This is a genomic window from Methylobacterium aerolatum (assembly GCF_022179085.1).
Lineage (GTDB): Bacteria > Pseudomonadota > Alphaproteobacteria > Rhizobiales > Beijerinckiaceae > Methylobacterium > Methylobacterium aerolatum.
The window spans coordinates 1-14,340 of sequence record NZ_BPQE01000045.1 but is presented as its reverse complement, the minus strand read 5'-3'; the positions used below and the strand labels follow the sequence as shown (position 1 = coordinate 14,340).

The window sequence follows — 14,340 nt, the reverse complement described above, 5'->3', positions numbered from 1 at the left end:
GATCCGGCCTTCCTCGGCGCCGACGCCGAGATGGGCGCGTTGATTAGCGCGTTCGATTGGGACGCGACGCCCCTCCGAGGCCCGGCGTCCTGGCCGGTCGCGTTGAGCACCCTCGTGGGTCTCATGCTGGGTTCGAGCCAGCCGTCCTTCATCCTGTGGGGACCCGAGCGCCGGCTCCTCTACAACGACGCCTACGCCGGTCTGCTCGGCATCCGGCATCCCGCGGCCCTGGGGTCCGACTACCTCGACGTCTGGCGCGAATTCCGAAACAGCCTCGCCCCCGGCGTCATCGAGGCCACCTCCGGCCGCCCCGCCCATGGGACCGGGGCAGCCGCCGGCCTGTCGCGGCGGGACGGATCGGGGGACACGCGCTTCTCCCTCTCGTACGTTCCGATCCGCGATGAGTCCGGCCGGGTGGACGGCCTCTACGGCACCTGCATCGCGATCGTATCCCGCGAGGCTTCCGGGGAGACGGATGCCACATTGCGGGAGAACGAGGAGCGGCAATCCTTCCTGCTCAACCTGAGCGACGCCCTGCGGCCGCTGACCTCCGCCACCGAGATCATCGAGGTGGCGTCGCAGCGCCTCGGCGAGCGGGTGGGCGCGAGCCGCGTCTTCTACGCCGAGATCGCCAACGGCCTGATGACGGTCGAGTGCGAATACACGAATGGCGTCGGCACCATCATCGGCCGGCACGACCTGTCGGCCTTCGGCCCGGACCTTCTGGCGGCCTACCGCGACGGGACGGTCGTCGCCGTCGAGGACGTGCAGGCGGATCTCCGCTTCAACCCCGTCGCGCGGGCCGGCCTGAAATCGCGACAGGTCGGCGCCTTCGTCGATGTCGTGCTGTTCCGGGGCGACGAATGGGTCGGGCTGCTGGCGGTCCAGAACGCGGTGCCGCGCATCTGGACGACGGCGGAGAGCAACCTCATCCGGGAGGTGGGCGAACGCCTGAAGGCCGCGACCGAGCGCGCCCGCGCGGAGACGGCCCTGCGGGAGAGCGAGCGCCGTCTCCAGGACCTGAACGAAACCTTGGCGCTGCAGGTCTCGGAGAAGACGGCGGAGCGCGATCTCTTCGCCACCATCGTCGAGCGGACCGACATCATGGTGATGGCCGCCGACCTCGACTACACCATCCTGGCGATCAACCTCGCCAACGCCGACGAGTTCGAGCGCATCTACGGCGTGCGCCCGAAGGTCGGCGACAACATGCTCGATCTCCTCGCCGACCAGCCCGAGCATCAGGCGCAGGTGAGGGCGGGATGGGGCCGGGGCCTCGCGGGCGAGGAACTGACCTTCGTCCAGGAATTCGGCGACGCCGACCGGGCCCGGGCCGCCTACGAGATCAGCTTCCGCACCCTGCGCGACGCCGCGGGCAACCGGACGGGCTGCTACCAGTTCGTGATGGACGTCTCTGAACGGTTGCGCGGACAGGCCGAGCTGGCGGAGGCGCAGGAGGCCCTGCGCCAGTCCCAGAAGCTCGAGGCGGTCGGCCAATTGACGGGGGGCGTGGCGCACGATTTCAACAATCTGCTCACGATCATCCGCTCGTCCGTCGATTTCCTGCGGCGGCCCGACCTGCCGGAAGCGCGCAAGCGCCGCTACCTCGATGCCGTGTCCGAGACCGTCGACCGCGCGGCGAAGCTCACCGGCCAGCTCCTGGCCTTCGCCCGTCGCCAGGCGCTGAAGCCGGAGGTGTTCAGCGCCGGACAGAAGGTGCGCGGTATCGCGGACATGCTCGACACGCTGACCGGCGCACGGGTGCAGGTCCTGATCGAGGTGCCGGAGACGAGCTGCCTCGTCCGGGCCGACGTGAGCCAGTTCGAGACGGCCCTCGTCAACATGGCCGTCAACGCCCGCGACGCCATGGACGGGGAGGGGACCCTCATCCTCCGTGTCACCTGCGGCGCGGCGCTGCCCTCGCTGCGGGGACATGCGGGATCGGACGCGCTCTTCGTCGCGGTCTCCCTCACCGATACGGGCACGGGCATCCCGCAGGATCGGATCGGGCGCATCTTCGAGCCGTTCTTCACCACCAAGGAAGTCGGCAAGGGCACCGGCCTCGGCCTCAGCCAAGTCTTCGGCTTCGCCAAGCAATCGGGTGGCGACGTGGACGTGCGCAGCACCGTCGGCGAGGGCACCACCTTCACCCTCTTCCTGCCCGAGGTGGCGGCGGCGGAGGTGGCGGTGCTGGAGCCTTCGCCGGAAGCGCCCGCGCCGCTCGGCACGGGCCAACGTATCCTGGTGGTGGAGGACAATGTCGGGGTCGGGCAATTCGCGACCCAGATCCTGGAGGATCTCGGATATCGCACCGTCTGGGCGGGGACGGCCGAGGAGGCCCTGGACAAGCTCGGCGCGGACGGAGGCGGCTTCGACCTCGTGTTCTCCGACGTCGTGATGCCGGGCATGGGCGGCGTGGCCCTCGCCCGGGACCTTCACACGCGCCTGCCCCTCCTGCCGGTGGTCCTGACCTCCGGCTACAGCCACATGCTCGCGCAGGAGAGCAACCATGGGTTCACGCTGTTGCACAAGCCGTACTCGGCCGAGCAGCTCGCCCGGATCCTCCATCGGGCGCTCGGCGCCGAATCCTGCATCGCGGCGCCAGCCGCCTGAACGATCTCGGCACGGGCGCCCTCGTTGAGGCGCGCCCTCGCCATTACCCGGCCTTTTGACTGTTGGTATCTGGTATGCCATCCTCCAAATAACGAGCCGAGAGGTGTGGTCCTGTCGACGACCCGCCGACGAAGGGCTCGACGAGGGAGGACATCATGATGGGCGCGCCGCTCGCGGGGGTGAAGATCCTCGATTTCACCCATGTCCAATCGGGTCCGACCTGCACGCAATTGCTGGCGTGGTTCGGTGCCGACGTCATCAAGATCGAGCGGCCAGGAGCCGGCGATGCCACCCGGCAGCAACTGCAGGACATCCCCGGCGTCGATAGCCTCTATTTCACGATGCTGAACCACAACAAGCGATCGATCACGATCGACGTGAAGAACGCGGCCGGCAAGGAGGTGCTGTGGCGCCTCATCCGCGAATGCGACGTCCTCGTGGAGAATTATGCCCCTGGAGCCCTCGACCGGATGGGCTTCTCCTGGGAGAGCATCCAAGAGGCCAACCCCCGGCTGATCCTCGCCTGCGTAAAGGGGTTCGGGCCCGGCCGGTTCGAGGATTGCAAGGTCTACGAGAACGTCGCCCAATGCGCCGGCGGCGCCGCCTCCACCACGGGTTGGCGGGGAGACATGCCGATGGTGACGGGCGCGCAGATCGGTGACTCGGGCACCGGGCTGCACCTCGCGCTCGGCATCGTCACCGCCCTCTATCACCGCGTGCAGAGCGGCCGCGGCCAGCGGGTCGATTGCGCGATGCAGGACAGCGTCCTCAACCTCTGCCGGGTGAAGCTGCGCGATCAGCAGCGCCTCGCCCGTGGCCCCCTCCCGGAATACAGCCAGTTCGGCGAGGGCGTTCCCTTCGGCGAGGCCGTGCCCCGCGCCGGCAACGATTCGGGCGGCGGCCAGCCGGGCCGCATCCTGAAGTGCCTCGGCTGGGAACAGGATCCCGACGCCTACATCTACTTCATCGCCCAGGCGGCGGTGTGGGAGCCGATCTGCGACATCATCGGGGAGCCGGGCTGGAAGTCCGATCCGAACTACAGCACGCCGCGGGCGAGGCTACCCCACCTCAACGAGATCTTCACGCGCATCGAAGCGTGGACGATGAAGCACGACAAGTTCGAGGCGATGGACCGGCTCAACGCGCACGACATCCCGTGCGGTCCGATCCTCTCCATGAAGGAGATCGCCGAGGACGAAACGCTGCGCGCGAGCGGCACGGTGCTGGAGATCGATCACCCGACAAGGGGACCCTACCTCACGGTCGGCAACCCGATCCGCCTTTCGGCCAATCCGGTGACGATCCAACGCTCGCCGCTCCTTGGGGAGCATACGGACGAGATCCTGAGGGACGTGCTCGGTTGCTCGACGGCCGAGATCGACACGATCCTCTGGTCGGGCGCAGTGGGACCGGTGGCGAAGGTGGCGGCGGAATAGCGCTCCGCCCCTCGGTCGCCGACGACGCGAGGGGAGGGGCGTGGCCCCCTCCCTGCACAGGCCTCGCCCCGGAGGCGCCGACGGCGATCAGGCGTATTGCGGCTTGGTGCCGGCCGGGGTCTTGGCGCTCGTGCGGTCGTCGGAGGCGGTCGGCGACAGCTTGTCCGCCACGTGGACGACGAGGAGGCACTGGACGGCGGCGAAGAGGACGAAGGCGGACAGGGCGGTGGCGATCACGGCGTACCTCGGTGGTTCATATTGCGGTGCGACATCCGCCTTATACGAAGACCGTTCTGGCATACCAAGTGCAAAATACCATTTTCAATTATGCAATTTACGCATGTCTCGGCCGGCGCATACGGGCTCGTGCGCCGGAACGGGCTGGTTTTCTCCCCCCGAGCCAAGCGTCCGCCCCTCTTCCGCCCGCGGGAGGACATCCTGCGGCAGGCGCGTCTGCGGGCTGTCCAGGAGCCCGATGGCCTCGCAGGCGCCCCGGATTGCTGCATCCGCACACACCTCTTCGAGCAGCGTCGCATCCCGCCCGACGAGGCGCCCCTGCCGGAAGTGGGCGTAGACGCGAAACGTGCCGCGTTCCGCGAACCTCACGTCCGCGAGGCGAGCGATGCAGGCCGCCAGGAAGGCGCCGTTGCCGTGGGACGCGGGATCGACCCCGGCGTAGAGCTCGGCGGGCGAGCGTGCGTAGACGTTGATCTTGCGGAAGCGCTCGACATCGAGCAGCGCGGCGGGATCGAGGATCGTCATGGCGTCGTTCCGGCCGTAGGCGATCGTCCGGGGCACGTCGCCCTTCGGCACGGTGTTGTCGAGGAATTCGAACGCCACGATCCTGTCGCGGCGCAAGGCCCAGAGGAAGAACAGCCGCGGGATGCCCTCGAATGCCTCGACATTGTGGGCGAGCAAATCCTCGACGGCCTTGTAGCGGCCGACTTCCTCGCCGCGCTTCCAGGCCCGCTCCACCGTCTCCTCCGGCGGCGTCACCATGAATTGCAGGTAGACCGTGTGGCCGAAGCGGCTGAGCAGTTGCCCGGCACCGTCGAGGGACGAATCGACGGCGAAACTGTCGAAGCGGAAGCGGTCGATCAGCAGATGCGACATCCGCCCCTCGGCGGCCTTGCGGGCCATGTATCCGTCGAGCTTCCGGTCGATGATCTCGACCTCGTAGCCGGTGAGCGGTCCGGCGTAGCGCCGGCTGTCACCGAGGCTGTCGTAGTCGAGGAGGAACTTGCGCCAGACATCCGGCGTGATGATCGCAAAATCGCGCCAATCGAGGCCGGTGCGCTCCGCCAGCGCGCGCTGATAGGGGCGAATCGTGCTCTTCCCGGAGGCCGAGGCACCCTTGACGCTCATCACCACCGGCCGCTCCTGCGCGGACACCCGCCGGAATTTCTCCCGATCGAAGACGGCGTCCACCCAGGGTCCGATCCGTTCGCCGATCCGCCGGCTGCCGTAACCGTTTGAGACCAGAATCATGCCGATCCGGCAGAGCAGGCCGGGGTCGTTGGGCAGAAACCCACGTCGGCCGACGATTCCACCCGCGACGCTAGAAAGCGCCTCGCGCACCGCCCGGCGCAGATCGTCGGGATCGTGCGCCCCGGGCGCCACGGTGCCGAGGGCGGAGCGAAGCCGCTCAGCGGGCTCCGGCGGCGGTCCCGGCAAGGGCTGTCCTCGCCAAAGCCACCGGCGTCGCGGGGGAGGGGGCGGCGGGATCGCCAGGTCGGCGAAGAGGCGCGCAGCCTCTTCCCTCAGCATCACCTCCGCCTCCGCGCGCACCCCGTCGAGGATCTGGCGGATCGCGGTCCGGTGGGGCTCGATCCCGTCGCGTAGGACGGTGGCCACGATATGCCGGAAGTTGACGCCGAGGTCGGCATAGACCGAGCCCATCGGGATCGAGAGGTCGGCCATCACCCGCACGAGCACCTCGTGGGCGGCGAGTCGTTCGGCCCGGAACAGGCAGAGCCGGGTTGCGGGCAGGCCGCAGAGATCGCTCAGTTCGTCGCTCTCGGCGAGGGTGGTCTCGACGTTTTCGGGCCGGAAGACGGTCGCCTGAGACCGCAGGATCCGGGGCAGGCCGGACACCAGCCCCGGATCCCAGGCGTGGAAGCCGGGTTCGCCGCCCACCGGATCAGGCGGCGGAGGCCGAGTCGATCGGCTCGGACCGGATCCGGTATTCGTCGCCCCAGATATCGTCGGCCTTCGCGGACCAGTCGGCATCGAAGTACCGCTTGGCGAGGGCCTCGCTCTGCCAGATGCAGACGGAGGTGATCCGGTTCTCCAAAACCCGCAGGTGCTGGCTTTCCAATCCGGCCGTGACCCCGAATCGGGGCATCAGGTCCTTGCTGGACAGGGAATGCGCGTTCTCGGCCGGGTAGGCGACGGGGCATTCGAGGATGGTCAGGTACTTCATCGGGTGCTCGCCCCTTCTGTTGCGGTCGCGACGGAGTGATCGGTCATGCGTCCGCGGGCCCGGTCTCGGAGCCAGCGGGATGTGGACGATGTCGGATCGTGCTGGTCGGCGCGGCGCTCGTGGCCAATGCCAAGGCGTCGTGCGTTCGGCCCTGGACTGGCCATAACGCTCCTCCTCCCGGCCCGCTTCTCGGGGAGCGGTACCGGTTCTCAGGTTGGTATACCAGATACCGGCTGTCAATCGATCGGCCCGCCGCCTCGACGGGCAAATGGTGCGAAGCGGGTGAAGGATCGGCCGGATCGTCAGCCCGACTCGGCTCGGACCCCGTTGCCTGACCGGCGTCTTGGGTCCGTAATCAGCTGCGGCGATGTCGGCGCCGCCGTGGTGCATCGGTGCACGACGGTCGACCGGCCAGGGCGGCACCCGCCCAATCGCCATGTTGCCCTGCAAAATAATGCAGGAAACGCAATTTCTCGCATCTGGTATATTGAATACCTGAGCGGAACATGCAGGATGATCCCGGCGCGTGCTCGGAGAGGCACCAGGGGAGGTCACCCATGCAACACCGTGATGAGGCAGCGGTATACGCGGATCCATCCGTAGAGAAGCGAGACCCCGATGCGGCCAAATGGTGGCAGCTCGCCTTCGGCGTGCTGTGCATGGCCATGATCGCCAACCTCCAGTACGGCTGGACACTGTTCGTCGATCCCATCGATGCGAAGTATCACTGGGGCCGCGCGGCCATCCAGATCGCTTTCACCATCTTCGTCGCCACGGAGACTTGGCTCGTGCCGATCGAGACGTGGTTCGTGGATCGCTACGGTCCGCGCGTCGTGGTCTGCTTCGGCGGCGTCATGATCGCCCTCGCCTGGGTTCTGAACGCCTACGCCGATTCGCTCACGCTCCTCTACACCGCGGCCGTCATCGGCGGCATCGGGGCGGGCTCGGTCTACGGCACCTGCGTCGGCAACGCCTTGAAATGGTTCCCCCATCGGCGCGGCCTCGCGGCCGGGGCGACGGCGGCGGGCTTCGGCGCGGGCGCGGCCATCACCGTGGTGCCGATTGCCAAGACCATCGCCTCGAGCGGTTACGAGACGGCCTTCCTCACCTTCGGCATCGGCCAGGGCCTCGTGGTGATCGCCCTGTCCTTCCTGCTGCGCAAGCCGCTCACCGTCACGCCGGTCCAGCGCAAGAGCGTCCGCGTCCCGCAGACCAAGGTCGACCGGACGCCGAAGCAGGCGGTGCGTACGCCCGTCTTCTGGGTGATGTACGCCATGTTCGTCATGGTCGCCTCGGGCGGCCTCATGGCGGCGGCGCAGATCGCCCCCATCGCCCATGATTTCAAGGTCGCGGGCGTGCCGGTGAGCCTGTTCGGCCTGTCGATGACCGCCCTGACGCTGGCGATCTCCCTCGACCGGATCTTCGACGGGTTCGGGCGCCCGTTCTTCGGCTGGGTGTCCGACAACATCGGCCGCGAGAACACCATGTTCATCGCCTTCAGCATCGCGGCGATGGCGATGATCGTGCTCCTGAACTTCGGCGCGAACCCTTACGTCTTCATCCTGGCCACCGCCGTGTATTTCGGGGTCTTCGGGGAGATCTACTCGCTCTTCCCGGCGACCTGCGGTGACACGTTCGGCTCGAAATTCGCCGCCAGCAATGCCGGGCTGCTCTACACCGCCAAGGGCACCGCCGCCTTCCTCGTCCCCTTCGCCAGCATGCTCTCGGCCGCGGCGGGCTGGTCGGCCGTCTTCGCCCTGATCATCGGGCTCAACATCGTGGCGGCCTCGCTCGCCATGTTCGTCCTCAAGCCCCTGCGGCGCCGCTACCTTGCTGAGGAAGCGGAGGCCCGCTGCGAACCGGCCAAGGTCCCGGCTCCGCGCCTGGCATAGACTCACCGAACGCGGCGGCTCCGGACGAGCCGCCGCGCCCCTTGAAGCCGATCCCTGTCTCGCAGACTGGCATACTTAATACCAATGCGCTGCGAGACCCCCTTCACTGCGACAATGAACCGGGAGGAAACACCATGACAGTCGTCACCAAGCAGATCGACATGGCGGCGAGCGATGTCGCGGATGCCCCGATGGAGCTCACCGACGGGTTTCACCTCGTGATCGATGCCCTGAAGCTCAACGGCATCACCACGATCTACGGCGTGCCCGGCATCCCGATCACCGATCTCGGCCGCATGGCCCAGGCGGAGGGGATGCGCGTCCTGTCCTTCCGCCACGAGCAGAACGCGGGCAACGCCGCGGCCATCGCGGGCTTCCTCACCAAGAAGCCGGGCATCTGCCTCACCGTCTCGGCGCCCGGCTTCCTCAACGGCCTGACGGCGCTCGCCAACGCCACGACCAACTGCTTCCCGATGATCCTGATCTCCGGCTCCTCGGAGCGGGAAATCGTGGATCTGCAGCAGGGCGACTACGAGGAGATGGATCAGCTCGCCATCGCCAAGCCCCTGTGCAAGGCGGCCTTCCGGGTGCTGCACGCCTGCGATATCGGCATCGGCATCGCCCGCGCCATCCGGGCCGCCGTCTCGGGCCGCCCCGGCGGCGTCTATCTCGACCTGCCGGCCAAGCTGTTCTCGCAGGTGATCGATGCCGAGGCCGGGGCGAAGTCCCTGGTGAAGGTCATCGATGCCGCCCCCGCCCAGTTGCCCGCGCCCTCGTCCATCGCCCGCGCCCTCGACGAGCTGCGGAATGCGAAGCGCCCCACGATCATCCTCGGCAAGGGCGCCGCCTACGCCCAGGCCGACGAGCTCGTGCGCGAATTGGTGGAACGCAGCGGCATTCCCTACGTGCCGATGAGCATGGCGAAGGGCCTCCTGCCCGACACGCATCCGCTCTCGGCGGGCGCCGCGCGCTCGACGGCGTTGAAGGATTCGGACGTGGTCCTGCTCGTCGGTGCGCGCCTGAACTGGCTCCTGTCCCACGGCAAGGGCAAGACCTGGGGGGCACCGGGCTCCAAGCGCTTCATCCAGATCGACATCGAGCCCCGCGAGATGGATTCGAACGTCGAGATCGTGGCTCCCGTGGTGGGCGATATCGGCTCCTGCGTGGCCGCCCTGCTCGACGGGATCCGCGAGGAGTGGTCCGGCGCCCCCGCCGAGTGGGTCGAGACGATCAGGGCCAAGCGAGAGGCCAATATCGCCAAGATGGCGCCGAAGCTCGCCAGGAACGCCGCGCCCATGGACTTCCACTCGGCCCTCGGCGCCCTCCGCACCGTGATCAAGGAGCGGCCCGACGCGCTACTGGTCAACGAGGGCGCCAACACCCTCGACCTCGCCCGGGGCATCATCGACATGTACCAGCCGCGCAAGCGCCTGGATGTCGGCACTTGGGGTGTCATGGGCATCGGCATGGGCTTCGCCGTCGCCGCCGCCGTGGAGACGGGCAAGCCGGTGCTCGCCATCGAAGGCGACAGCGCCTTCGGCTTCTCCGGCATGGAGGTGGAGACCATCTGCCGGTACAAGCTGCCGGTCTGCATCGTGATCTTCAACAACAACGGGATCTACCGCGGCACGGACACGGACCCCACCGGTCGCGATCCGGCCACCACCGTCTTCGTGGCCGATTCCCGCTACGACCGGATGATGGAAGCCTTCGGCGGCGTCGGCGCCCAGGTGTTCACGCCTGAGGAGCTGAAGCGCGCCGTCGATGAGGCCATGGATTCGGGCCGCCCGACCCTCATCAACGCGATGATCGACCCCGCCGCCGGCAGCGAGAGCGGCAACATCGGCAGCCTCAACCCGCAGAGCGTCATCAAGCGGAAGGCGTGAGGGCATCGCGCCCGATCCCGCATGTCCGGCCGGTCACGCGCCCGGCCGGGCATGCCCCTTTCGAGGACGGGGAAAGGCATCCGCCGATGATGGATCCACGGCTCGCTGGCAGGCTCCACTTCCGGCCCCGGCTCCCCAGCGAGGAGCCGTTGCCCGCCGGCTGCCATGCCCTCGGCTTGTTCGCGGAGCGGGACGCAAGGCTCTACGTGCCGACCGCCCTGCCGGCCCGTCGTCCGGTTCCCCTGGTCGTGCTGTTCCACGGCGGGGGCGGCAGCGCCGAGAAAATCCTGCCGATGCTTGCGGTCCATGCAGAGGCGCGGGGGTTTCTGCTCCTCACGCCCCAATCCCTCCACCCCACCTGGGATCTGGTCATCGCCGGGAACGGACCGGATCGCGAAAGGCTCGATCATGCGCTCCACGCCGTCGCGGCGCATTTCCTGATCGACCCCGCCCGGCTCGCCTTCGCCGGACATTCGGACGGCGGCAGCTACGCGCTCTCCCTCGGGCTCACCAACGGCGACCTTGTCAGCCACCTCATCGTGTCCTCGGCGGGCTTTCTCTCAGTGCAGATGCAGGCGGGAGCACCCCGCATCTTCCTTTCCCACGGCACCAGGGACGAGCAGATCCCCGTTGCCCGCAGCGGGCGCAGGCACGCCGAAGCTCTCGTGCACGCGGGCTACGATGTCGTTTACGTCGAATACGACGGTCCTCATGCCTACGACGCCAACGTCGTCCGGCAAGCGATGTCTTTCTTCTTCGAGGATCGCTGCACGACTTCACAAGACTGTGCCAATTTCCGGTCGAACGTACTGGATCAGGCTTGACCGCATTTTCGTATGTGGTATACCAGATGCCAGTCACCGAGCGCAGGGGGAGAGCCCCTCGCCGGGAAACAAGGAGAGAGCGCCATGACAGAGCTGCCGATCGCCGTCCGGCACGGACCATGAGCGCGACGATGTCGAGCGCACCCAACCTCACCGGTCTGGTGGACGCCCTCGGCGATGCCGTCGTGGTAGCCGATCCCGAGGGCGCCATCGTGGTGTGGAACGCGGCTGCGCAGCGCATCTTCGGCTACACGCGAGAGGAAGCGCTCGGTCGCCCCCTCGATCTGATCACGCCCGACCGCCACCGGCGCCGCCACTGGGACGGCTACGCCAACACCATGCGCACGGGCGAGACGAAGTACGGCACCAAGCTCCTGAAGGTGCCGGCCCTGCACAAGGACGGGCACGCCCTGTCCATCGCCTTCACCGTCGGCCTCCTCAAGGACGAGGCCGGCGCCGTGACCGGGATCGCGGCGGTCATCCGCGACGAAACCGAGCGTTGGCAAGAAGAGAAACATCTCCGCCAGCGCATCGCCGACCTCGAAGACCACCTCAAGGACAATGTTCCGGCCTGAACGCCAAACCAATTCCGGGCCGGAGCGACGTATCCGGCCGGTCGATCAGGCTTCGCTCGACTTTTCAACGGGAGGATAGACCATGACCCAACCGCTCGACGGCATCAAGATCATCGACTTCACCCACGTCCAGGCCGGCCCGGCCTGCACGCAGCTGCTCGCGTGGTTCGGCGCGGACGTCATCAAGGTCGAGCGCCCCGGCGCCGGCGACGTGACCCGCAGCCAGTTGCGCCACGTGGAGGATGCGGACGCGCTCTACTTCACCATGCTCAATTCCAATAAGCGCTCGCTCACCCTCGACACCAAGACCAAGGCGGGCAAGGAAGTCTTGGAGCGTCTGATCCGCGAATCCGACGTGATGGTCGAGAATTTCGGCCCCGGCGCCCTGGACCGGATGGGCTTCTCCTGGGCGCGCATCCAGGAACTTAACCCGGGGATGATCCTCGCATCCGTGAAGGGCTTCTCCGACGGGCACCACTACGAGGACCTGAAGGTCTACGAGAACGTCGCGCAGTGCGCGGGCGGGGCCGCCTCCACCACCGGCTTCTGGGATGGGCCGCCCACCGTGTCGGCCGCCGCGCTGGGGGATTCCAACACCGGTATGCACCTCGCCATCGGCATCCTGACGGCGCTTCACCACAAGTCGAAGACCGGCAAGGGCCAAAAGGTCGCCGTCTCGATGCAGGACTCAGTCATCAACCTCTGCCGCGTGAAGCTGCGCGACCAGCAGCGCCTCGATGCCGTCGGCTACCTGGAGGAGTATCCGCAATACCCGCACGGCACCTTCTCGGACGTGGTGCCGCGCGGCGGCAACGCGGGCGGCGGCGGCCAGCCGGGCTGGGTGCTGAAGTGCAAGGGCTGGGAGACCGACCCCAACGCCTACATCTACTTCACGATCCAGGGGCATGCCTGGGCGCCGATCTGCAAGGCCATCGGCCGCGAGGAGTGGATCGACGATCCCGCCTACAACACCGCCCGCGCCCGCCAGGACAAGATCTTCGACATCTTCAACACCATCGAGGCGTGGCTCGCCGACAAGACCAAGTTCGAGGCCGTCGATATCCTGCGGAAGTTCGACATTCCGTGCTCGCCGGTCCTCACCATGAAGGAGATCGCCGACGACAAGTCGCTGCGCGAGAGCGGGACCATCGTCGAGGTCGCCCACCCCAAGCTCGGCAAGTATCTGACCGTTGGAAGCCCGATCAAGTTCTCCGACCTCAAGGTGGATATTAAAGCCTCGCCACTGCTCGGTGAGCACACGAACGATATCCTGTCCCAGCTGGGGTATTCCCAGCAGCAGATCGCCGAGTTGCACGACGCCAAGGCTGTCTAATCGAGCCCGCCGACAGCCATGGCCAGCGGAGGCGGGACGGTCTAGACCGACCCGCCTCCGCTTCCCCATTCCGGTCGCCGCGCGGTCCAGCGACCGGGCTGCGGCCGCCTCCGGGCGTTCCCCCGACGAGACCAGACCCGATGCCGCACCGGCTGCTCGCGCTCCTCGTCCCCCGAATGCCGCAGGCCAGCGTTCAGGAGCGGTTCCGCGCGGCCTGCGGCGCCCTGCTCGGCCTGCTCTGCACGGGCCTGACGGTGCGGAGCGCGATAGGCACCGCCGCGGCGTGGCCGCTGCTGATCGCGCCCATGGGGGCCTCGGCCGTGCTGCTCTTCGCCGTGCCGTCCAGCCCGCTCGCCCAGCCCTGGTCGATCCTCGGCGGGAATTGCGTCGCCGCCCTCGTCGGAGTGACGGCCGCCGCACAGATCGGGGATCCGATGATTGCCGGGGCCGTGGCCGTTTCGGTGGCCATCGCGCTGATGATGCTGCTCGGTTGCCTGCACCCGCCGAGCGGCGCCGTGGCGCTCACGGCGGTCCTGGGCGGCCCGAGTATCCGCGACCTCGGCTATGCCTTCGTCGCCTGGCCCGTGGGGCTGAACTCGGCGCTGCTGCTCGGCTGCGCCCTCGTGTTCAACAATTTGACGGGACGGCGCTACCCGCACGCCCCCGCCCAGGCCGCCGCGCCGGACGCCGCCATGGGGCCGGGGCTCACTGCCGCCGATATCGACGCGGCGTTGTCCCAGTTCGACGAGGTGCTCGATATCGACCGGGGCGACCTTCAGGCGATCCTCCGGCAGGCGCAGGTCCATGCCTCCCTGCGCCGGTCCGGCCAGACGACCTGCGGCGCGCTCCTCTCGCGCCGCGTTCAGGCCATCGCCCCCGACGCGCCGCTGCGCGAGGCCCTGGACCTGCTGCGCCATCACCGGGTGACGATGGTCCCCGTGACAGACGAGGGGGCTCGGGTGCTCGGCGTCGTCTCGCTGACGGACCTGATCGACAAGACGGTGGGATGGGAGCGCAAGGCACCCCGGCTCGATCTCCGGCAGCGCCTCGCCCTGATGGCTCAGCGTGGCCGCGCCCCGCACGGGTCCGTCCGCGACGTGATGACCACCGGTTTTGTCGCCCTTCCCGCCGAGACCGTCGCGGGGAAGGCGGCCCTGCTGATGACGCAGGCGGGCCTGCACCACGCCCCGGTGGTCGATGGGGACGGCCGTCTCATCGGTGTCGTGGCGCAGATGGACCTGATCGATGCGATGCTCGCCGACATGGCGAGCGCCCGTGATGGCGAACACAGCGAAACGGCACAGGGCCGCGCACAACCTCGAGACATTCCGCTACCCCGGATCGTTTCCCTCCGCTCGC

Annotated in this window: 11 protein-coding genes; 8 read left to right on the top strand and 3 right to left on the bottom strand. The window is 68.0% G+C overall.

Features of this window, described 5'->3' with window-relative positions; translation table 11 throughout:
* Both MFF06_RS21860 and frc (MFF06_RS21855) read left to right on the top strand, forming a co-directional pair.
* The coding region (locus MFF06_RS21860) for a GAF domain-containing hybrid sensor histidine kinase/response regulator (protein ID WP_373323155.1) at nucleotides 1–2,613 on the top strand (2,613 nt) is incomplete at its 5' end.
* A 158-nt stretch (nucleotides 2,614–2,771) separates the two neighbouring features.
* A complete protein-coding gene (frc, locus tag MFF06_RS21855; protein WP_238208157.1) occupies nucleotides 2,772–4,049 on the top strand; it encodes a formyl-CoA transferase in 1,278 nt (425 codons plus the stop codon).
* Between the two features lie 87 nt (nucleotides 4,050–4,136).
* On the opposite strand, the gene MFF06_RS21850 is transcribed toward frc (MFF06_RS21855), so the two are convergent.
* From MFF06_RS21850 to MFF06_RS21840, 3 genes are all read right to left on the bottom strand, one after another.
* A complete protein-coding gene (locus MFF06_RS21850; protein ID WP_238208154.1) occupies nucleotides 4,137–4,286 on the bottom strand; it encodes a hypothetical protein in 150 nt (49 codons plus the stop codon).
* Between the two features lie 84 nt (nucleotides 4,287–4,370).
* Nucleotides 4,371–6,185 (bottom strand): DEAD/DEAH box helicase family protein, encoded by a 1,815-nt coding sequence (locus MFF06_RS21845; protein ID WP_238208152.1) that lies wholly within the window; start codon nucleotides 6,183–6,185, stop codon nucleotides 4,371–4,373.
* A 4-nt stretch (nucleotides 6,186–6,189) separates the two neighbouring features.
* Entirely contained in the window at nucleotides 6,190–6,471 is a 282-nt protein-coding gene (locus MFF06_RS21840) for a hypothetical protein (protein ID WP_238208150.1), read from the bottom strand.
* Nucleotides 6,472–7,028: 557 nt separating this feature from the next.
* Between MFF06_RS21840 and oxlT the strand changes: the two genes are divergently transcribed.
* The 6 genes from oxlT to MFF06_RS21810 all read left to right on the top strand — a co-directional run.
* Nucleotides 7,029–8,363, top strand: a complete 1,335-nt coding sequence (gene oxlT / locus MFF06_RS21835; protein ID WP_283207305.1) for an oxalate/formate MFS antiporter — start codon at nucleotides 7,029–7,031, stop codon at nucleotides 8,361–8,363.
* A 134-nt stretch (nucleotides 8,364–8,497) separates the two neighbouring features.
* Nucleotides 8,498–10,249, top strand: coding sequence for an oxalyl-CoA decarboxylase (gene oxc, locus MFF06_RS21830; protein ID WP_238208149.1), 1,752 nt, complete (start codon nucleotides 8,498–8,500; stop codon nucleotides 10,247–10,249).
* Between the two features lie 86 nt (nucleotides 10,250–10,335).
* Nucleotides 10,336–11,073, top strand: a complete 738-nt coding sequence (locus tag MFF06_RS21825; protein WP_238208147.1) for an alpha/beta hydrolase — start codon at nucleotides 10,336–10,338, stop codon at nucleotides 11,071–11,073.
* Nucleotides 11,074–11,204: 131 nt separating this feature from the next.
* Nucleotides 11,205–11,648, top strand: coding sequence for a PAS domain-containing protein (locus MFF06_RS21820; RefSeq protein ID WP_238208145.1), 444 nt, complete (start codon nucleotides 11,205–11,207; stop codon nucleotides 11,646–11,648).
* A gap of 82 nt (nucleotides 11,649–11,730) precedes the next feature.
* Nucleotides 11,731–12,981, top strand: coding sequence for a formyl-CoA transferase (gene frc / locus MFF06_RS21815; protein WP_238208143.1), 1,251 nt, complete (start codon nucleotides 11,731–11,733; stop codon nucleotides 12,979–12,981).
* A 140-nt stretch (nucleotides 12,982–13,121) separates the two neighbouring features.
* The coding region (locus MFF06_RS21810) for an HPP family protein (protein ID WP_238208141.1) at nucleotides 13,122–14,340 on the top strand (1,219 nt) is incomplete at its 3' end.

Excerpts from the sequence above, each read along its gene's own strand:
- oxc (WP_238208149.1), top strand. The coding sequence starts at position 8,498 with ATGACAGTCGTCACCAAGCAGATCGACATGGCGGCGAGCGATGTCGCG.
- MFF06_RS21820 (WP_238208145.1), top strand. The coding sequence starts at position 11,205 with ATGTCGAGCGCACCCAACCTCACCGGTCTGGTGGACGCCCTCGGCGAT.
- oxlT (WP_283207305.1), top strand. The coding sequence starts at position 7,029 with ATGCAACACCGTGATGAGGCAGCGGTATACGCGGATCCATCCGTAGAG.
- MFF06_RS21825 (WP_238208147.1), top strand. The coding sequence starts at position 10,336 with ATGATGGATCCACGGCTCGCTGGCAGGCTCCACTTCCGGCCCCGGCTC.
- MFF06_RS21840 (WP_238208150.1), bottom strand. The coding sequence starts at position 6,471 with ATGAAGTACCTGACCATCCTCGAATGCCCCGTCGCCTACCCGGCCGAG.
- frc (WP_238208157.1), top strand. The coding sequence starts at position 2,772 with ATGGGCGCGCCGCTCGCGGGGGTGAAGATCCTCGATTTCACCCATGTC.
- frc (WP_238208143.1), top strand. The coding sequence starts at position 11,731 with ATGACCCAACCGCTCGACGGCATCAAGATCATCGACTTCACCCACGTC.